Origin of the sequence: Telluribacter roseus (assembly GCF_017355915.2) — a bacterium.
Classification (GTDB): domain Bacteria; phylum Bacteroidota; class Bacteroidia; order Cytophagales; family Spirosomataceae; genus Telluribacter.
Map to the genome: position 1 here is coordinate 283,225 of NZ_JAFEUV020000004.1, position 20,217 is coordinate 303,441.

Genomic DNA, 20,217 nt, shown 5'->3' on the forward strand with positions numbered 1-20,217 from the left:
GCCCGCAGTAGTGCGGGCTTTTCTACTTTAAGTACTCTACTAGAAGTCCAGGTTACAGTTTACCCACTCATCGTCAAAGCGGGTGCCGTACTTACGGTAAAAGCCCACCGCTGATACGTTCCAGTTAAGTACCTGCCACATCATACCGGTACAGTTGGTGTCGCGGGCAGCTTGTACAGTAGCATCGAACAGGAGCTTGCCAATACCATTACCCCGCATAGATTCAGTAACGATAATGTCCTCCATGTACAGGCGTTTACCCTTCCAGGTCGAGTAGCGGAAGTAGTATAGAGACAAGCCGATGATGTTCCCGTCGGCCTCAGCCACAAAGAAATCATACAACTTATCATCATAATCCTGAGCCATTCGGTCGGGAGTATTGGCTATCTGATCGAGGGCTTTTTCATAAAGAGCCAGTTCTTTCACCAGCTCAAATACGGCAGGTATGTCGTCACGGGTACCTTGACGGGTAGTAATGTTCATGGGTGGTTTTTAGTGATGAATAAGCCGCGAAGCTATATATTTAGTAGATAATAAATAAAAAATTAAACGAAATAAATAGAGTCAGACCTTGACAAAGCCTTCCCACTTCGCCAGTACGTCTTTAAAGTCCTGCGGCAGATCTGTTTCAAACTGGACCCACTCTTTGGTCCGTGGATGCACAAAACCCAGTGACTTGGCATGCAGGGCCTGGCGCGGTATAATCTGGAAGCAGTTTTCGACGAAGGCTTTGTAGCTGCCGCTGGTAGTACCCCGTCGAATCTTATCACCCCCGTAGGTAGCGTCGCTGAATAGCGGATGGCCCAGGTACTGCATGTGTGCCCTGATCTGGTGCGTGCGTCCGGTTTCAAGGTTGCATTTGATCAGGGATACGTACCGCAGTGGCTTCAGGATTTCATAGTGGGTTACGGAGTGCTTTCCCTGGGAGCCATCCGGAAACACAGCCATTACCCGGCGGTCCTTGGGGCTGCGTCCGATGTGTCCGGTAATCGTTCCCTTTGCTTCCTTCGGCTCCCCCCATACCAGCGCATAGTAGGTCCGTTCGATGGTATGATCAAAGAATTGCTTGGCCAGGTGCGTCATGGCATACTCGGTTTTGGCGATTACGAGTAAGCCCGAGGTATCTTTATCAATACGGTGCACCAGCCCCGGACGGATCTCTCCATTGCGCGAGGTAGGCAGGTGCTGGAAGTGATATACCAGGGCATTAACCAGCGTACCGTTCCAGTTACCGTGGGCCGGGTGTACTACCATCCCGGCCGGTTTGTTCACAATGACTAGTTCATCATCTTCGTACAGAATATCCAGCAGAATATCCTCGGGGATAATTTCGGTATCGCGCGGAGGCTCGGGAAGTGACAGCGTAATAACATCCCCCGGCTTGATCTTATAGCTGGCCTTGGTGGGTTTGTCATTAACCTTAACGGCTTCGGTCTCGATACCCGTCTGGATCTTGGTCCGGGTGGCATTAGGCACGTGCAGACTCAGGTACTTATCCAGGCGCATCAGCCCCTGACCTTTATCAGCCACAATGCGGTAATGCTCATACAAGTCCTCATCTTCGTCGGCACCGTTACGATCTATATCTTCCTGTGACATTCAGCTCAGCTTTGTTGTGTTATGTATCTTTGCAAACCGCAAAAATAGCAGAAAACGTGGACTTCCTGACCCCAACCCAGCCAACCCCCTTGCAAGAGCTTCATGATGAGGTAGTCCGGAAGGCAGGAGTGAGGCTTTTGATCAAGCGCGATGATCTTATTCATCCGGTGGTATCGGGTAATAAGTGGCGCAAGCTTAAGTACAACCTTGTCCGGGCCCGCGAGCTGGGCTACAACACGCTGGTTACTTTCGGAGGCGCTTATTCCAATCATTTGTTTGCCCTGGCAGCCGCCGGTTCGGTTGCGGACTTCAGTACCATCGGGATCGTGCGGGGAGATGAACTGACGCCCCAGTCTTCGCCCACGCTGCAATACTGTCAGGAGCAGGGGATGCAGCTCCACTTTGTAAGCCGGGAGGAGTACCGGCACAAAGACGAGGGTGCACTGGTAGCTTCCTTGCTGGGTCAGCATAGAAATATCTTTGTGGTTCCCGAAGGTGGAAGCAATGAGCTGGCCCTGCCGGGTGTAAGGGAGATGGTCCAGGAGGTAGAAGCGCAGTTAATCGGGCAGCCTGACTATTTTGCCGTAGCCGCCGGAACCGGAGGTACCACCGCGGGCATACTTTCTGCCCTGGCTCCCGTATTGGCCTTTTCGGCCCTCAAAGGAGGAGGTTTTCTGCGGGAGGAAATCAATACGCTGGTAGGGAAGGAAGCGCTCACAGCGCATTTACAGCTTATTACCAACTACCATTTTGGTGGCTACGCCCGCTATACATCCGAGCTGCTGGACTTTATCCGAGGTTTTGAACAGCAGCACCAAATCCCCCTCGAGCAGGTGTATACGGGCAAGATGCTGTTTGGCCTATACGATCTGATGCGGAAGGGGTACTTCACCCCCGGCAGTACTTTGGTAGCGGTACATACCGGAGGGCTACAAGGGCGCTTGGCCAGCCTGAACCAGGTAGACTAGGCCACCTGGAATATCTGGCGGATGAGCTTCTTGTCACCGGCAATCCAGATCACATCACCCGGATTGATAATTTCTGTAGAATCGGGATTCAGAATGCGGGTACCTTCCCGTTCCAGTCCTACAATTAATCCGTTGGTAAATTCCCTGATTCGGCTTTCGCGAATGGTTTTGCCGGTAAAGGTATGGGTACTTAGAACCTTGATATGTTCCAGAGAGATTGGATTGTCGTCGGCGAGTAATATCTTTCCATCCGTATTGACTGTCTCTACCAGCGAACGAAACACGCTTAGCTGCTCATCGGTACCTATCACTTCGATGCGGTCGCTGGGGAAAAGTACTTCGTGCTGGTTGGGCAGTAGCAAACGCTTACTACCCCTCTCAATCATAACTACATTAATCCCATATTTTTCCCGAAGTTTAAGCTTAAGCAGCGATTTGCCAACCAGAGGTGAGTCAGGGCTGATGTTGAAGAAAGCTAGGTGCGCGTTCCAGGGCGGTAGTATGTAATTGGACTTTCCGTCCTGCTCGCGGGAGTGCAGGTTCTGGATAAAGCGGGATTCAATGCGGTTGTAAAACTGCTGGAGCTTTTGATAGAATAGCACAAACGCCGGCACGATAATTAGCCCCGTGATAACGGTAGCCACACCAATGGAGAAAAAGGTATTGAGCAGTAGGCTAGCGTACAGCAGGGCGAGGCTTACCCGTAAAAGCTCGAGCAATACCAGCGGTCCCCGGTTAAACTTGCGGTCTACCCACAGGGCTTTGTAAGAACTGCGTTTCGACCTTTTAAAAATGAGCGCCCACAGGAAGGGAGCCATGCTCAGCAAAGTCAGTATGGCAGTAATGATACCTCCCAGTACCGGATTAGCCATTCGTTGCTGTACAATGGGAAACAGTACATTGGAGGCAATCAGGAGCAGCGCTACAATGACTACCGAATTGGTAATGATGACCTGCGCGTAGTCTTTGAGTACTTCATCCCAGTGGCTGGACTCGTTGATGGTCTGGGTGGTATTAGTATAGCGGTTCAGGGCCTGGTACCATCGGTCGGGCATTTTCCGTCGTACCAGATTATAGACCGGATCGGCGGCCCGGATCATGTAGGGAGTGGTAAAGGTAGTGATAACCGATACCCCCACGGCTATGGGGTACAGAAATTCACTCACAACCCCCAGCGACAGGCCAAGGTTGGCAATAATGAACGAAAATTCACCGATCTGCGAGAGGCTCAATCCGGCCTGAATAGAGGTGCGTAGCGGCTGACCTGCGATGAGTGCTCCTATGGATACGAATACTGTCTTTCCTACCATCACAATCAGTACCAGGAAGAATAGGGGCAGCGCATACTCTACCAGTACTGACGGATCAATCAACATACCAACCGATACGAAGAAGATAGCGCCGAAAAGCTCCTTGACGGGCTTGAGCAGGTACTCAATGCGTTCGGCCTGAGTGGTTTCAGCCAGGATAGAGCCCATGATAAAAGCGCCTAAAGCCGCCGAAAAGCCCGCTTTGGTAGCAATGACCACCATCATAAAACACAAGGCAATGGAGGTGATCAGGATGGTCTCATCATTCATCAGGTTCTTGAAGGACCGAAGGAAGGAAGGGAACAGGAAAATGCCGCTCAGAAACCACAGGATCAGAAAGAACATGAGCTTCCCTACTGAGGCCAGCATCTCGACTCCCACAAACTGCTGACTGATAGCCATGGTAGAAAGCAATACCATGAGCAATACCGCTACCAGGTCTTCGATGATGAGTATGCCCATTACCACGCTGGCAAACTGATGAGTCTTGACCCGTAGTTCATCAAAGGCCCTGATGATAATGGTAGTGGAGGAAATGGCCAGGATACCTCCCAGAAACAGGCTATCGGTAAAGGACCAACCCATCAGACGACCAGCGGTATAGCCACTCAGCAGCATGAAGAAGATTTCAAAGAGGCCGCTTATGGCAGCGGTACTTCCTACCTGTACCAGTTTTTTAAAACTAAATTCAAGACCCAGATTGAACAGGAGAAATATAACCCCGATTTCGGCCCAGATCCTGATTGATTCAAGATCCAGTATGGTTGGGAATATGGGGAAGTTGGGACCTACCAAAAGGCCAGCCAGGACGTATCCCAGCACGAGTGGCTGCTTTAGTTTCTTACAAAGAATGGTTGTAACTCCCGCAGCTCCCAGTATCAGGGCCAGATCAGAGATTAGCTGTGGAATGTGGTTCATAGGTATCGGGCTAGGGACAGGGCACTATTTACATCTTGCAATATAATAGAAAAAGCCTTTGCCAGAGGCAAAGGCTTTTTCTATTGATACTATAAGTTACCAGAAGAAGGTATTAACCTACACTTCCTTCCAGGCTAATTTCGAGTAGTTTCTGCGCTTCTACCGCAAACTCCATCGGAAGCTGATTAAGTACTTCCTTAGCGTAGCCATTGATGATAAGGGCCACAGCCTGCTCGGTAGGAATACCGCGCTGGTTGCAATAGAACAGGATATCTTCTCCGATCTTGGAAGTAGTTGCCTCGTGCTCCACTGTAGCCGAAGGATTACTTACCTCGATGTACGGGAAGGTATGAGCTCCGCAGCGATCACCCAGCAGGAGCGAGTCACACTGCGAGAAGTTACGGGCGTTTTCGGCGCGCTTGAATACCTGCACCAGACCGCGGTACGAGTTCTGACTCTTTCCGGCTGAGATACCTTTGGATACCACGCGGCTCTTGGTATTCTTACCGATGTGGATCATCTTGGTACCCGTATCCGCCTGCTGCATGTTGTTGGTAACGGCTACTGAGTAAAACTCACCGATGGAGTTGTCACCCTTCAGAATTACCGAGGGGTACTTCCAGGTAATGGCTGAACCGGTTTCTACCTGAGTCCAGGAGATTTTGGAGTTGGCACCGTCACACAAGCCACGCTTGGTTACGAAGTTGTAGATACCACCTTTACCATTGGCGTCACCAGGGTACCAGTTCTGTACAGTTGAGTACTTCACTTCGGCACTTTCGTGGGCGAAGATCTCTACTACAGCCGCGTGCAGCTGGTTCTCGTCACGCATAGGAGCGGTACATCCCTCCAGATAGCTTACGTAGCTGCCTTCGTCGGCAATAATAAGCGTACGCTCAAACTGACCGGTACCCGAAGCGTTGATCCGGAAGTAGGTAGAAAGCTCCATCGGGCAACGAACACCCTTGGGAATATATACAAACGAACCATCCGAGAATACGGCCGAGTTAAGCGCGGCGTAGTAGTTGTCCTTAGTTGGTACTACCGATCCCAGGTACTTCTTTACCAGCTCAGGATGCTCACGTACAGCTTCGGCAATGGAACAGAATATAATTCCTTTCTCTTTCAGACTGGATTTGAACGTAGTAAATACAGACTCAGAGTCCATTACAGCGTCCACCGCTACACCCGAAAGACGCTTCTGCTCGTCCAGGGAGATACCCAGACGCTCAAAAGTATTACGTAGTTCAGGATCTATATCGTCAAGGCTCTCAACCTTCTTTTTCTTCTTGGGCGCGGAATAGTACTTAATAGCCTGGAAATCAACCGGCGGATAAGTAACGTTAGGCCATTTGGGTTCTACCATCTGAATCCACAGACGGAAAGCCTTCAGACGCCATTCCAGCATCCACTCGGGCTCTTCTTTCTTAGCGGAGATGAACCGTACAATATCTTCATTCAGGCCGGGAGGGGCTTCGTCAGCTTCTATATTCGTAACAAAGCCATACTTATATTCCGAACTGGTGATCTCTTCTAATAATTCTGCTTCTTTGCTCATAGTAATAATTGTCACCTACATTTGCTCAAAAAGATAACAAAGAGTATGTGACTTGAGTTTTGGACTATGCCAAAATTACGTAAAAATTTGGAATAGTTAAGGACGTTAAATGTACCTGGACTGAGAATCAATAGTATTTGTGCGGAATCAGGTAGTTTTTGACGTAGTCTTCAATACCTTCTTCCAGCGTATGGAACGGCCGTGAGTAGCCAATCGACAGTAGCTTGCTCATGTTGGCCTGCGTGAAGTACTGGTACTTGTCGCGGATATCGGCCGGTGTATCAATGAAGTCAATGTCGGGCTCCATGTCCATGGCATAAAAGGTATTCTTCACCAGATCCAGGAAGGTACGGGCCTTGCCGCTTCCGAGGTTATAGATACCGGAGTTTTTGCGGTGGTGCATCAGGAATGAGCATACTTCCACTACATCCTTTACGTACACAAAGTCACGCATCTGCTCACCGTCTTTGAAGTCGGGGTGGTGGGAGCGGAACAGCTTCATCTTACCGGTGGCCTTAATCTGGTTGTAGGCGTGGAAGATCACCGAAGCCATACGGGCCTTATGGAATTCGTTGGGACCGTATACGTTGAAGAACTTGAGACCCGCCCAGAAGAAAGGCTTCTCCTCCTGCGCCAGCGCCCACTGATCAAACTCATTCTTGGAGTCGCCGTAGGGGTTGAGGGGCTTGAGCTGGGGGATAATGGATTCGTTATCATCGTAGCCCAGTTCGCCTAATCCGTAAGTGGCAGCCGATGAGGCGTATACGAGCGGAATCTGGTAAGACACACACCGCTTCCAGATTTCCTTGGAGTAGCTGACATTCAGCTCTTCGAAGATATCCCGGTCAAACTCGGTGGTGTCGGTGCGGGCTCCGATGTGGAAGATGAACTCTACATCTTCGTGGTTCTGATCGAGCCACGGAAAAAACTGATCCCGCTCAACGCGTTCCTGAATAGTTTTTCCCTCCAGATTATCCAGTTTGTCAATCTTGGAGAAATCATCAACGGCAATGATGAAATTAAAACCTTCCTGGTTTAGTTTACTGATTAAACAACTGCCTATGAAACCGGCAGCACCCGTGACAACGATCATACGTGTAGTTTATGAGTATATAGTAAGAACGGCTAATTGGTTCAAATGGTAAAGTTAAAATAATTACGGCTATCAATCTACCATACTTGTACCTGAAAAGTAGGATTTTTTTTAGTCTGATGGCTTAAACAATTCCGAACTAACGGGATAAGGTGTAATTTTGTGGCTGATTTAGAAGGAAAGAGTATCATGATATATGTAACCAGAAAAGAGCATTTCAATGCGGCTCACCGGCTGTATAACCCGGCCTGGTCGGACGAAAAAAACCGGGAGGTATTCGGTCCGTGCGCCAATCTCAATTTTCACGGACACAACTTCGAGATAATAGTAACAGTAAAAGGTAAGCCCGATCCGGAGACGGGCTTTGTGATAGACCTGAAGGTACTTGGTGATATTATCAAGCAGGAGATAGTAGAGAAGGTAGACCACAAGAACCTGAATATTGATGTAGACTTCATGCAGGGCAAGATGGCTTCCTGCGAAATATTTGTCATGGAGATCTGGAAGATACTGGCACCGGCCATTGCCCAGGCGGCCCCCAACGCCCAGCTCCACTACATCAAGCTCATCGAAACTCCCAAAAACTGGGTCGAGTATTACGGGGAATAGAAACGGTCTGCCGCAGCAGTGAAAAGTGAGAAATGAAAAACGAAAAATGGTCCGTCTCTGGATGAGAGTGAAAAAGCTTTTCTATCTTTTCGTTTTAAAAGTTTTAATTACCAATACGGCTGCAAGTCGTTTTTCACTTTTCGCTTATCACTCTTAACTAATAATGAAGTACTACCTCATAGCCGGTGAGCGCTCGGGCGACTTACACGGAGCCAATCTGATCAAAGGAATCAAGCAGCACGACCCGCAGGCGCAGTTTAGAGGATGGGGAGGTGATATGATGGCGGAGGCGGGTATGGAGCTGGTCACTCACTATAAAGATACCGCCTTCATGGGCTTTCTGGAAGTGGTACTTAACCTGAGGAAGATCTCGGGCTTCCTGAAGAAGTGCAAGAAAGATATCCTCGAGCAGAAGCCCGACGCTCTGATCCTGATCGACTACCCCGGCTTTAACCTGCGCATCGCTTCCTTTGCCAAGCGGCGCGGCATCAAGGTATACTACTACATCTCGCCCAAAGTATGGGCCTGGAATCAGAAGCGAGCCCTTAAGATCAAGGCTTACGTAGATCGCATGTTCGTGATCTTCCCCTTCGAAACCGACTTTTACAGCACCTACGACTACAAGGTGGACTACGTAGGCAATCCGCTGATGGATGCCATTGCCGCCTTCCAGCCTGATCCGGACTTCAGAACTAAGCACAGTATACCATCAGATAAGCCGGTAGTGGCGCTGCTGCCCGGGAGCCGCCGGCAGGAGATCGTCAACATGCTGGACACTATGCTGACGGTGCAGCCCCATTTTCCGGAGTACCAGTTTATTATCTCAGGAGTACGTAACCTCCCCGCTTCACTCTACGAAAAGTACCAGGCCCTGCCCCATGTACAGGTCGTCTTTGAAGCTACCTACGATATCCTCTCGGTGGCCGAAGCGGCACTCGTTACCTCAGGTACCGCTACGCTGGAGACGGCTTTGCTCAACATACCCGAAGTAGTGTGTTATCGCACCAGTGGCATCTCCTATGCCATTGCCAAGCGACTGATCCGGGTACCCTACATCTCGCTGGTCAATCTGATCATGAATAAGGAGGTGGTACGGGAGCTGATTCAGGATGAACTGAATACCCAACAACTGGTAGACGAACTACGGGCTATACTACCGGATGGTATCAAGCGTCAGGAGCAGCTACAGGACTACGCCCGGCTCCAGGAGCTGGTGGGTGGACCCGGTGCCTCCGAGCGGGCCGGTGCCCTGATGGTAAAGTACCTGTTGAATGGCTGACGTTCCACTATTGCAATTCCATGACTGTCACAACTACTGTTTCACTCACTGTTTTTAATCTATAGTCGTTTGTCAAAAAGTAGTCTGCTCCCACTTCAATACAGGTTGCAAGTTGAATAGCGTCCGGTGTTCTTACATTGTATTTGGCCCTTAACCGTGCGGCGTGTTCGGCGATTGCAGAAGTAACATCAAGTACCTCTATGCTCGGTGCATTGGTCAGGATGTCTCTGTATTGTTTGGCAATCGCTGTCTGTCCCTCCCGTAAAGGTTTTACCAACACTTCAAGAAGTGTAACGGAAGAAGTGACAAACGTGAAGGCTCCTTTATCATTAAAGTCAAAAAGTTTTTTAAGAATCGACTGATAGGTACTGTTGCCTTCAATAAAGTAAATCAAGGGAGCAGTGTCAAGAAAGACTACTTTAGAAGCAAAATCCTTAACTACCATTCCCTTTCTCCGTCAATATAGCGATCAATGTCATCTGTATTTTTCCAGATCTCGCTGCCCAGGCCTGAGAGTGAAGTCAGTCGCATAGGAGTGGTTTTTGTCGCTTCTCCTCTTTTGAGCAGATAAGCCATCCGTTGCAGTAGCGTGAGTTGGTCTTCCTTGTCAAGCTGTTTTACCTGAGAAAGTATGTCGTTTAAGTTTGCTGATGCCATACAGGTTATATTTCATACGTTACAATAAAGCTCTAAAAATCTTTGCCAATGGTAGACACCAATGTACAGAGAGGGTATCAAGAGTTCTGTTGTCCAATATATATAAATATTCTTTTTGTTTTTGCATGTAGACCCGGTGCCTCCGAGCGGGCCGGTGCCCTTATGGTAAAGTACCTGTTGAATGGCTGAAACGGGTGGATGAGCGGTAATTCAATCAAAAGGTAGATCAGTTACTTTTGTGGCTTAGTAGAATCAATACTTAGCCATGAAAAAAGTACGTGTACACTCATTAATCCTGATGGGCTGCCTTGTCGCGGCCTCTAGCTGCACCAGCTATCAGAAACGAATCGGTCCAGCTCCCGACCTCAAAGTAGAAATCACTCCCAAACGCGTAGAACGCGGCAAGTACCTCGCCAATAATGTAGCGGTCTGTATGGACTGCCACTCCCAGCGCGACTACACCCGATTCTCCGGTCCGGCCAAAGCAGGTACCTTCGGAGGCGGGGGAGAGGTATTCGACAAGAAGATGGGGCTGCCCGGTACCTTCTACGGCAAGAACATCACGCCCCACGCCCTCGGCAACTGGACGGATGGCGAGATCTATCGCGCTATGACCTCCGGGGTATCAAAGAATGGCAAAGCCCTCATGCCCATGATGCCTTACCTGGCTTACGGAAAGATGGACTCCGAAGATGTAAAATCCATCATTGCTTACCTGCGTACACTTCCCGCCGTTACGAATGACGTACCTGAATCCAGGCCGATGGCTGTGGTCAAACCCGTCTTCAAGAAGATGACCCGTAGGGCCGAGCACCAGGCCATGCCCTCGCCTCAGGATACCGTAGCGTATGGAAAGTACCTGGTAGGTGCAGCCGGCTGCTACGATTGCCACACCCAGCGCCGCATGGGTATGCCCATCAAGAGCAAGGGCTTCGCGGGAGGGGTAAGCCTCAAAATGCCAGCTGGTACCCTCACCTCCGCCAATCTTACGCCTGATATTGAAACCGGGTTAGGCTCCTGGACCAAAGAATCCTTCATCTCCCGCTTCAAATCGTATCAACCTGGTACATTCGTTCCTTTTGAAGTACACGATGGCTTCAATACCATCATGCCCTGGACGTTCTACAGCGGTATGTCCGAGCAGGATCTGGGAGCGATGTATGCTTACCTGCGGACGTTGAAGCCTATCAAACAGAAGGTAGAGAAGTTTAGACCGGCTAGTAAAGGATAGGGGATAGGAGCAATCACATGGGGTAAAGTTCAAGGTATCCTACATAGAGTTGGGAAATCTTGCGATTTCCTCAACTCTCCATATGATATAATTTAGTAAGGCTATGGATCAACTTGTCCCGCTATCGAACTACTGCCGGCGAACTATTATGCATCCGGATAGTTAAGACTAGGTACGACCACTTGATCAACGACGATTATGGGAATGAAATGGAATGGTTTGCTTTTACTTACCTGTATGTTAATGGCTAGTAGCTGTCAGAAGGACGATTCGACTGATCCGGCTGAGTGCAGTCTGACTATCCCTACCACAAAGGCACCTCAGAGCGAAGTAGCTGCTCTGAAACAATTTATTGATACGGCTGGAATCAATGCCACGGCTGACGAAAGGGGTTTCTATTACACCATTCATTCCCCCGGCACAGGTCCCAAACCTACTTTATGCTCTGATGTAACGGTTAATTATACGGGTACGCTGACGAATGGGAGTACCTTCGAGACTGCTGATGATGTAAGCTTCAACTTATCCCGGCTCATTCTCGGCTGGCAGCAGAGCATTCCGCTCATTAGTCCCGGTGGAAGTATTACGCTGTATCTACCACCCAGTCTGGCTTATGGAGCGCAGGCCCAACAGGGTATACCGGCTAACTCGATCCTGATCTTTAAGATTGATCTTGTTTCGGTGGATTAGCGGGATCATTTACTATGACTTATAAATGATAAAAACGCCAGCTTTTAGCCAAAGCTGGCGTTTTTATCAGTAAGCTTTTAAGCTGTTTTTCAGACATCTATTGTCCTGTCATTGCAGCACCTGGGAGCGTTATATACCTATTTGCGTACGTTGATGCCTCTTAGGTATAGGCTGTTAATTTCAAACCTGCCTGTAAAGGGTAGGCAGCTAAGAGCAATGGAACAGAGATTAAAGTAGGTTATTCGTCCAAAAACCGCTCTACTTCTTCCCTGAGCTTTGGCAGATTAGTAGTAATTATGCTCCAGATAATCTCATCAGAAACGGAGTCATAACCATGTATGATCCTGTTGCGTGTTTCAACAATTTTGCGGGAATCTGTAAACTTAACCTCAGGGTCTTTTTTCAGAATGCGGCTCATAGCCTCACCAATAATTTCCAGATTTCGCTCAATGGCTCTTTTCGTCTTCAAGTCCTCTTTGAAAGAAGTGAAGTCCCCTTCAGTACCCAGGAAAATTTCTATTTCATGTATTGCACTAAGAATGTCGTAAGCCCAGGCTTTGATCTCAACTTCCATAGATTAGCTGGCGCTGTTGTTCAACAGCTTTTCTGAAGTATGGGTTTTTTATGGCTTTTTCTTCCAGCAAGTCCACAGGCCGATGAAGGGTGTCTTCAAGAGCAAATTTGAGGCTGAAGTAGTTGTCCGCGTAGTACTGTAGGGCCACGGGCTCAAAGTCAACTATAAGATCAATATCGCTTTGGTCGGTAAACTTATCCGTTAATACTGACCCGAAGGCATATAGCCGCTTCACCTTATGTGTCTCGCACAAAGATCTTATGATATTGCTATATTGATCGAGTGGGCTCATTTTGGCTAGTATTGCTTACAAAGTTACTGCTTTCAGAAGTATAAAATACTGATGAAGAATATTTACAAATCCTTCCACGGTTTCGCGATGGTAAAGAATTTGAAGTACAACAGCTCGCAGAGTACCTATTGCTGAAAAGGCAACTGTCAGAACCAATACTACACCAGTGACTTAAAGCTAGACCCTAAGCAAGCCGCGGAAGCCTCTGGCGGCGTAGTACGATTGTGCTCCATTGTGGTACACAAAGACATGGTCGTAGCGACGGTCACCGAAGAGGGCCCCACCAAGTTTCCGGATAGCAGCAGGTGTTTGAAGCCAGCTCGATGTTTTAAGATCAAACTCTCCGTACTGCTGCAGCTCCCGGTACTGCTCTTCCGTCAGGAGTTCAATACCCATGGCAGCCGCCATATCCATAGCATTATCGGCTGGTGGATGGTCTTTCCTGGACTCTAGCCCTTCAAGGTCGTAACAAACACTTCGGCGCCCTTTAGGGCTTTCGGCGGAACAATCGTAGAAAAGGTATTCACCCGTGTTGGTAGCCTGACCTACCACATCCGGTTCGCCACCGGTGCTTTCCATTATGTGGAGAGACCACATTTTTTCAGGATCAGCTTCCAGCCTGGTCTGTACTTCGCCCCATTCCAGACCTTCATGCCGATGTTTGTTTTTGTTAAACCGGCTTTTCAACGTGCGGAGGAGTTCTTCCTGCTCTTCGGGTGACAGCTCCTTTGTTTTTTCCATTGCCATACTTTGTACTTTCTATGTATCTATATTTTGGAGGTAAAATATAAAAGTTCAGGAGGTTAGTCAACTAAACCCTATTTTAAAGCCTGAAAATGTGACCCTTCTTGAGGGAATGAAAGGCTGAGGGAATTAGACGTAATGGAAGTGTTTAGCAAGTACCTTGTATGTACCCAAAGATCAGAACTCCACACCTAGTACCTTATCAAGTTGCTTCTGCTGAGCACTGGCCGGTAGGGCACGCATCAGCCTGTTGCGGAGCCCTCCGATCAGCTTGTTTTGTAGCTGTGCCACTACCCCTATGAGTCGCGACTGCTTTACGATGTACTGCGTTCTGGCCATGCGGAGCCTTTCAAACTCCCGAAAGGCATCAGGTAGGGTAGGAGCTCTTTGTATTACATCCGCCAAGATCACCGCGTCTTCGATGGCCTGGCAGGCACCTTGCCCCATGTTGGGCGTGGTGGCGTGGGCCGCATCGCCGATCAGGAGGATCGTATCAAAAGCATACTGCGGCAACGGAGCAAGATCGGCAATGTCATTCCAAATCAGCTGCTCGGTTCGGGTATTCTGGAGTACCTCCGGTATGGGGGGATGGTAGCTACCGAAAGTCTGGAGCAGGTCATCAACTTTAAAGTTTTTATACCGGATATCATTCTCTCTGGCTTTGACACAGGCATACCAGTACAGCTTGTTGTCTTTGAGCGGAACTACCCCAAAGCGTCCCATAGGGCCCCAGGTTTCGCTGGCTTCCCGAAGGTGATCGGCAGGGTAGTCAATCACCGCGCGCCAGCAGGTATATCCGGCGTATCGGGTAGTAGCTGTGGGTAATAGCTGTTGCCGTACGGGCGAGTGGATGCCATCTGCGGCGATGAGGTAATCTACCCATTCCTGGGAGCCATCCGCAAAGTGGAGCTGAACTTTACTTCCGCTTCTCTCGAAGTGGAGAAGACGTTTGTTGGTATGTACGTCTGCGTCGTCCAGGTACGACATCAGCACCTGGTGAAGCCTGGCCCGGTGAATGGTGAAGTTATCGGCGCCGTACTTTTGGCTGGAGGCCAGCGTATCCGTTTTGGTGATCTGTCTACCCCGTTCGTCTTTGATGACCAGCGCATCCAACAGCCGGCCCTCCTGCATGATAGCATGATCGATCCCCAGTTTCTGGAAACCCTTCATGGCATTGGCGGCCAGGCCTATACCAGCTCCCACGGCTTTTATTGTGGGTGCTGCCTCGTACACGACGGCATGTATACCTATTCTTTTCAAAGCGATGGCGGTCGTAAGTCCTGCTATGCCGCCACCTGTGATTCCAATTTTCATGTGTGCTGTATCTGATTACCTCACAAAGGTCAGCGGAAATCATCAGAATAGATTTTACATATGTTAATTATTGCGTACCTGCTCTGATGCGGCTCAGACTAACCTGGGTGATGTTGAGGTAGGAGGCGATGTACTTGAGGGGACAGCGATTACTGATGCCAGGGTACTTCCGTTCCAGCTCGTCGTAGCGTTCTTTGGCCGAATAGAACCGTATGCTTTCTATCCGTTGCTGGCCTTCCAGAAAAGCAAAGGTAGCCAGCTTGCGGGCCGCCGTCTCGATGCCATGGTACTTCAGGCAGCAGGCTTCAAAGTCGGTAGCTGAAAAATAGTAGAGGTCAGAGTCCTCGATGAGCTGAATTGCTTTCCTGGAAGGCTGGCGGGTGAACAGGCTTTCCACGCCCCCTATAAACTGCTGATCTATGGCGAAATAATCCGTTACGTCCAGGTCATCCCGATGATAATACACCCTAACCAGTCCTATGTTCACAAAGTACATATGGTAGGAGACCTGGCCTACTTTCAGAAGATCGGTGTTCCTGGGGAGCTGCTTGCGATGTATGATCTTCTCGAGGGCTTCCACCTCTATAGCTGATAAGGGACTCAGTCGGGCAATGGCTGACGTCACCGGCGAGACATGTTCTGTTCCCTGAGTCATAGCTTGTTGATCGAATGCTTCATTTAGGTCTTTCGCTTTAAAAAGCGTACTTATGCACGGGTTTAATCACTAAGCTCTTTCCATCCCAGGATCCGCGGAAGGTAGTTCTCTTCGCCTGACGGCGGATGGTCAGCAGGGCAATATTTTATCCATCTTATAGGCTTCTACTATTACACCTCCGGCGGGGATATTCTTATGATAATTATATTTGCCCAATCTAACGTAGCTCTAAAAAAGATGAATAGATTCGTTTTATGCCTTATTGTTCTTATATCACTGGCACTGCCGTCACATTCACAAACTGTACACCTACCTGATTCTGTTTATTCAGGTAAACAAGGCAGATTGCATGTACAGGGCGTGGTGGTGGATAAAACAAACGGGTATGTCTACTTTTCATTTACGGATAGGTTGGTTAAAACGGATCTATCGGGCAAGTTAGTAGGGAGTGTAACAGGCTTTGTCGGGCATCTTGGCGATCTGGATATTACCGATGACGGGAAGATATATGGTTCATTGGAATACAAAAATGATGAAATAGGGAAGGGCATAGTAAAGGAATTGGGAGCCAAAACCAGGAATGAGAGCGGATTTTATATTGCCCTATTTGATGGATCGCGGATTGTGCGTCCGGACATGGATGCCGAAAAAGAAGATGTGTTACGTACGGTATATATCCGGGAGGCCGTGACTGATTATACAGCCAAGGTGAAAGATGGCCATGAAGAAAGGCCGCACCGGTTTGCCTGTTCAGGAATAGACGGAGTTGCCTTTGCACCCGCTATGGGTAGCTCACAGGGTACCAGGAAGTTTCTTTACGTGGCCTACGGTGTGTATGGTGATACGGCAAGGACGGATAATGACCATCAGGTTATTTTGAAATACGATGTAAGCGATTGGGAACGGTATGCACAGAAACTATCGCAGGATAACCTGCACCATTCCGGACCGGAAAAGCCGTTGGAAAAATATTTTGTAAAAACAGGCAGCACGCGGTATGGCATCCAGAATCTGGCTTATGATCCATCCACAGGGCATTTGTTTGCGGCTGTATACCGGGGAGCGAAAGCGCATTTTCCTAACTATGATCTGTTTGTCATTGATGGCAAAAGGAAGCCCGAAGAAGGGTATATAACGTCTGAAAATAAGAAGGTTAAAGTCAAGACACTCTCTTTGCTGGAAGCCGGTCCCAAAGACCCTGCAACAGGTATTCGGGGATGGAACTTTAAGTGGGGAGCTACCGGTCTGTGTCCTTTGGGCAATGGATTATTTTACATATCGCACAATAGCAGGGATAAAGACGGGCAACAGCAAAGTACCATCTACACCTACAAATGGGTAGGGGATAATCAGCGTGCTTTTACTTTAGTTAGATAAACGCTCTGCCCCTATGTTGGTGTTATCAGTGATATCCCAGGGCTGCCTTTATACCGGGCATGGTTAAAGGCTAATCCTCAGGTACTAGTAAAATAATGCTCGCTCCTTCACCTTCCTTCCCTTCTGCATAGATAGTGCCTCCATGCCGTTCCGCAATCTTTTTACACAAAGCCAAACCCAGACCGGTTCCTTCGTATTTGTCCTTGGGGTTAAGGCGGGTAAATGACTTAAATATCTTATCTGCCTGGGTCTGGGCGAAACCGATCCCATTGTCCTGGATACAGATCCGTGTATATGTTTTATTCACCGAAAGACCTTTCCTGATTACTTCTGCTCTATCGGCCATTCCGGAAGTGATCTGAATGAAGGGTGGAATGCCAGGCCTTGAAAATTTCAGCGAGTTGTTGATCAGGTTGTAGAACAACTGTTGGAACAGGACTTGGGAGCCATTGATCTCCGGCAGGTTTTCATAGTGAATAGTTGCACCCTTTTGCTGGATCACAATTTCAAGATCACTTTCTACACTTTCCATAATCTCCGACAGGCTGACACGATCGAACTTCAATTCTGACGCACCAGCAGAGGAGTATTGCAGTACCCCATCGATCAGGGCATACAAACGGTCTGCTGAACTTTCGATTTTTTCGAGATATGATTTTGCGGTAGGAGGCAACTCATCACCCATTTCCCGAGTCAGGAGACCACCAAAGATCTTTATTTTACGGGCCGGCTCTTTCAGGTCGTGGCTCACCACATGCGCAAACTGCTCCAGGTCCTGGTTAGACCGCTGCAACTCCTGCGTACGTTCTTCCACCAGCTTTTCCAGTTTTTCTGCCAATGCTTTTGTACTGTTCAGATCCAGCTGGGTCTTTACCCTTGCCACCAGTTCCCGGGATGAAAAAGGCTTCACCAGGTAATCATTCGCCCCCTTTTCCAGACCTTCCACCGTGGCCTCTTCACCGGCACGGGCAGAAAGCAGAATAACCGGAATATGGCTGATCGTGTGATCCTGCCTGATCCGGGTCAGTAATTCAAAACCATCCATCCGGGGCATCATGATATCGCTTACCACCAGGTCCGGCTTTGCCTGTTTTACCAGTTCCAGTGCTTCCAGACCATCTTTCGCAGTGGTCACCTTCCAGTAAGGGCCTAAGACTCTTTTCAGGTAACTGCGCATGTCGGCGTTATCATCTACCAGCAGAATGCTGACCATGTTATCATCCTGAATGATAGTTTCTTGCTGTTCTGTTTGCGGACCTTCTCCGGCTGTATGACCAGCATCATTGGCGGTCCAGAGTAGGGCCTCCTGAGCAAATGCCTCTGCAGTTGTGCCTGACGGCTGGGAGCCATTTTTTTCCCTGATCTTATTCTTATCCAGATGACCGTTCCCTTTAGGCAGGTTGATGGTAAAAGTGGTTCCCTTGCCTTCAGTACTTTGTACCTCGATCCTTCCCCCGTGCAATTCCACCAGCTCTTTAACCAGGGCAAGTCCTATTCCAGTACCTTCATAAGAACGTGAGCGGATATTTTCTATCCGGTGAAACCGCTTGAACAGGTTCGGCAATTCTTTTTGGGGTATGCCCACACCTGTGTCCTGTACCGAAAGCCTGGGACCCGTTTCTGTTTCCACCAGCTCAATCCTTATTTTTCCTTCAAAGGTAAACTTGAGTGCGTTGGAAAGAAGGTTCAGTATGATTTTCTCCCATAGTTGCGGGTCCACATAAACGGGTTCTGAAACAGGCCCACACTCGATCTCATAAGTAAGATTAGCTTTCTCTATGGCGGATTGAAAAGCACTGGCCAACTCTGATGTATACTGGCACAAATCAATGGGCTGGAAAGAAGCCTGGGCCCTGTTTGCTTCCACACGCGAAAAGTCAAGTAAACTATTCACCAGTTTATACAGCCTCAGTGAATTCTGGTAGGCAGTGGTCAGCCTGTCGAGGTCTTTTTTCGTATGGGTATTCTCCCCTTCGTTAAGTAGTTCTTCCAATGGCCCCAGCATTAGGGTGATCGGAGTTCTGAACTCATGACTTACATTGTTGAAGAAATCCGTTTTGGCTTTGTTAAGTGCAATCAGCTTTTCGGTACGTATCCGCTCTTCCTCATGCGCCGATACATTGGCTATGGCTGTTGATACCTGTCCACCGACGAGGGAAATAAAACTTCGGTAGTCGTCGTCAAACTCCAGTCTTGGACTAATGCCGGAGATAAAGAAGCCGACCAGTTGTTCCTGACCGGATTTCAGGATTGGAATGATCATTGCCTGCCGGGGCGCCTCTTCCCAGGGACCGGCAGGAAGTGATGAAAACCGTTGACCCAGATCATTGATCAATACAGGTACACCCGGCGCAGTATTTCTGTGAAAGAGGGGCCAGGCCTGTAGGCCGTTACTTTCCGCATGAATGGATGAAGGTGAAACGGGGGCGCCGCTATCCACGCCGAATGCTCCTTCCAGCGTGGCTGCTTTGCCATCCTCGGTCATCCGGTAGAATAATCCAAACGGCATATCATTCAGATTGGCCGATAATATCTCGGAAGATTTTCGGAAGACCTCCCTGGTATTCTCAGACGCCGTAAGCTCGGAAAGCTGGCTTAATGTGGCGAGGCGCCGTTGGCTCAGTACCTGCCTGGTATCCTCTGAACATACGCAGAAAACACCACCCACTCCGGCTTCATCATCGGGTATAGGACTATACGAAAAGGTGAAATAGGTCTCCTCTCTAAACCCTTTACGCTCAGGGGTCAACAACTGCCTCTCAAAATAACAGGCTTTGCCATGATCCAGGACATCATACATGAGCGGACCGATAAATTCCCACACGTCAGCCCAGACGACCGGGCCTGATTTTCCCAGAGCCTCCGGATGTCTTTTGCCCAAAACAGGAACATACGCATCATTATGAAACATGATCATTTCCCTTCCCCACCAGACAAACATCGGATAAGGAGAGCCCAGCATGGTACCTATGGAGGTTTGTAAACTTCTTGGCCAGCCCTGGGGATGTCCAAGAGGAGTGGTAGTCCAGTCGTACTGACGGATCAAATTACCCATCTCTCCTCCGCCCTGCAGAAAGTGGAGCTCTTCCTGGTTCCGCAAACTATTTTTTGTCATCTGAATTCTTCGTCGTTCTCTTGTTGATTAAAGGAGGTGCCGATCAATATTGTTTCAAATTATTGGATTGCTTCTTAGTCACTGTCAGCAGGAAAGCAAAGATACACCTGGAAAGCTATTCAAAGGGTTGTACCTGATTAAAAACTAAGTTTCAGCTCGATTCATGAGTCCAGCGGATCACTGGCTGTGTGTACTTTTTACTCCGCAGCCATACTTTTTCTCTTAGCTGAGGGA

General features: G+C 48.8%; 19 protein-coding genes. 6 read left to right on the forward strand and 13 right to left on the reverse strand.

Going from position 1 to position 20,217, the window contains the following annotated elements:
* Nucleotides 1-39: 39 nt before the first annotated feature.
* Both JTN23_RS10300 and JTN23_RS10305 read right to left on the reverse strand, forming a co-directional pair.
* Nucleotides 40-483 carry a GNAT family N-acetyltransferase gene (locus JTN23_RS10300; protein WP_247234573.1) on the reverse strand — a complete coding sequence of 148 codons (444 nt, stop codon included), beginning with the start codon at nt 481-483 and terminating at the stop codon, nt 40-42.
* 81 nt (nt 484-564) lie between these two features.
* Nucleotides 565-1,599, reverse strand: coding sequence for an RluA family pseudouridine synthase (locus JTN23_RS10305; RefSeq protein ID WP_247234575.1), 1,035 nt, complete (start codon nt 1,597-1,599; stop codon nt 565-567).
* An 89-nt stretch (nt 1,600-1,688) separates the two neighbouring features.
* On the opposite strand from JTN23_RS10305, the gene JTN23_RS10310 reads away from it, so the two are divergent.
* The gene (locus JTN23_RS10310) at nt 1,689-2,567 is read left to right on the forward strand and encodes a 1-aminocyclopropane-1-carboxylate deaminase/D-cysteine desulfhydrase (protein ID WP_247234577.1); all 879 of its coding nucleotides are present in this window, start codon (nt 1,689-1,691) and stop codon (nt 2,565-2,567) included.
* On the opposite strand, the gene JTN23_RS10315 is transcribed toward JTN23_RS10310, so the two are convergent.
* The 3 genes from JTN23_RS10315 to rfaD form a co-directional block, all read right to left on the reverse strand.
* The gene (locus tag JTN23_RS10315) at nt 2,564-4,795 is read right to left on the reverse strand and encodes a monovalent cation:proton antiporter family protein (RefSeq protein WP_247234579.1); all 2,232 of its coding nucleotides are present in this window, start codon (nt 4,793-4,795) and stop codon (nt 2,564-2,566) included. The two genes, JTN23_RS10310 and JTN23_RS10315, sit on opposite strands and share 4 nt — an antisense overlap.
* A gap of 112 nt (nt 4,796-4,907) precedes the next feature.
* The gene (sufB, locus tag JTN23_RS10320) at nt 4,908-6,353 is read right to left on the reverse strand and encodes a Fe-S cluster assembly protein SufB (RefSeq protein ID WP_247234581.1); all 1,446 of its coding nucleotides are present in this window, start codon (nt 6,351-6,353) and stop codon (nt 4,908-4,910) included.
* A gap of 127 nt (nt 6,354-6,480) precedes the next feature.
* Nucleotides 6,481-7,446 (reverse strand): ADP-glyceromanno-heptose 6-epimerase, encoded by a 966-nt coding sequence (gene rfaD / locus JTN23_RS10325; protein WP_247234583.1) that lies wholly within the window; start codon nt 7,444-7,446, stop codon nt 6,481-6,483.
* A 189-nt stretch (nt 7,447-7,635) separates the two neighbouring features.
* On the opposite strand from rfaD, the gene JTN23_RS10330 reads away from it, so the two are divergent.
* Complete coding sequence (locus JTN23_RS10330) at nt 7,636-8,055, forward strand: 6-pyruvoyl trahydropterin synthase family protein (RefSeq protein WP_247234585.1); 420 nt, start codon at nt 7,636-7,638, stop codon at nt 8,053-8,055.
* Between the two features lie 163 nt (nt 8,056-8,218).
* Complete coding sequence (gene lpxB, locus JTN23_RS10335) at nt 8,219-9,334, forward strand: lipid-A-disaccharide synthase (protein WP_247234587.1); 1,116 nt, start codon at nt 8,219-8,221, stop codon at nt 9,332-9,334.
* Between the two features lie 7 nt (nt 9,335-9,341).
* Here lpxB and JTN23_RS10340 read toward each other — a convergent pair whose 3' ends face one another.
* Together JTN23_RS10340 and JTN23_RS10345 are read right to left on the reverse strand one after the other, a co-directional pair.
* Nucleotides 9,342-9,779: a type II toxin-antitoxin system VapC family toxin gene (locus JTN23_RS10340; protein ID WP_247234588.1), complete on the reverse strand. Its 438-nt coding sequence runs from the start codon at nt 9,777-9,779 to the stop codon at nt 9,342-9,344.
* Nucleotides 9,773-9,991: a hypothetical protein gene (locus tag JTN23_RS10345; protein WP_247234590.1), complete on the reverse strand. Its 219-nt coding sequence runs from the start codon at nt 9,989-9,991 to the stop codon at nt 9,773-9,775. The genes JTN23_RS10340 and JTN23_RS10345 overlap by 7 nt, the downstream gene beginning before the upstream one ends.
* Before the next feature lie 265 nt (nt 9,992-10,256).
* Between JTN23_RS10345 and JTN23_RS10350 the strand changes: the two genes are divergently transcribed.
* The gene (locus JTN23_RS10350; RefSeq protein WP_247234592.1) at nt 10,257-11,222 is read left to right on the forward strand and encodes a c-type cytochrome; all 966 of its coding nucleotides are present in this window, start codon (nt 10,257-10,259) and stop codon (nt 11,220-11,222) included.
* A 243-nt stretch (nt 11,223-11,465) separates the two neighbouring features.
* The gene (locus tag JTN23_RS10355) at nt 11,466-11,912 is read left to right on the forward strand and encodes an FKBP-type peptidyl-prolyl cis-trans isomerase (protein ID WP_247234594.1); all 447 of its coding nucleotides are present in this window, start codon (nt 11,466-11,468) and stop codon (nt 11,910-11,912) included.
* 238 nt (nt 11,913-12,150) lie between these two features.
* Here JTN23_RS10355 and JTN23_RS10360 read toward each other — a convergent pair whose 3' ends face one another.
* The 5 genes from JTN23_RS10360 to JTN23_RS10380 form a co-directional block, all read right to left on the reverse strand.
* Nucleotides 12,151-12,486, reverse strand: coding sequence for a HepT-like ribonuclease domain-containing protein (locus JTN23_RS10360; RefSeq protein ID WP_247234596.1), 336 nt, complete (start codon nt 12,484-12,486; stop codon nt 12,151-12,153).
* Nucleotides 12,476-12,778, reverse strand: a complete 303-nt coding sequence (locus tag JTN23_RS10365) for a nucleotidyltransferase family protein (protein WP_262918496.1) — start codon at nt 12,776-12,778, stop codon at nt 12,476-12,478. The genes JTN23_RS10360 and JTN23_RS10365 overlap by 11 nt, the downstream gene beginning before the upstream one ends.
* 177 nt (nt 12,779-12,955) lie before the next feature.
* Nucleotides 12,956-13,525, reverse strand: a complete 570-nt coding sequence (locus tag JTN23_RS10370) for a DUF4256 domain-containing protein (RefSeq protein WP_247234600.1) — start codon at nt 13,523-13,525, stop codon at nt 12,956-12,958.
* A 174-nt stretch (nt 13,526-13,699) separates the two neighbouring features.
* A complete protein-coding gene (locus JTN23_RS10375) occupies nt 13,700-14,836 on the reverse strand; it encodes an FAD-dependent monooxygenase (RefSeq protein WP_247234602.1) in 1,137 nt (378 codons plus the stop codon).
* A gap of 67 nt (nt 14,837-14,903) precedes the next feature.
* Nucleotides 14,904-15,491: a Crp/Fnr family transcriptional regulator gene (locus JTN23_RS10380; protein ID WP_247234604.1), complete on the reverse strand. Its 588-nt coding sequence runs from the start codon at nt 15,489-15,491 to the stop codon at nt 14,904-14,906.
* Nucleotides 15,492-15,836: 345 nt separating this feature from the next.
* On the opposite strand from JTN23_RS10380, the gene JTN23_RS10385 reads away from it, so the two are divergent.
* A complete protein-coding gene (locus JTN23_RS10385) occupies nt 15,837-16,868 on the forward strand; it encodes a hypothetical protein (protein ID WP_247234606.1) in 1,032 nt (343 codons plus the stop codon).
* Nucleotides 16,869-16,938: 70 nt separating this feature from the next.
* On the opposite strand, the gene JTN23_RS10390 is transcribed toward JTN23_RS10385, so the two are convergent.
* Complete coding sequence (locus JTN23_RS10390) at nt 16,939-19,983, reverse strand: ATP-binding protein (protein WP_247234608.1); 3,045 nt, start codon at nt 19,981-19,983, stop codon at nt 16,939-16,941.
* Between the last annotated feature and the right edge of the window lie 234 nt (nt 19,984-20,217).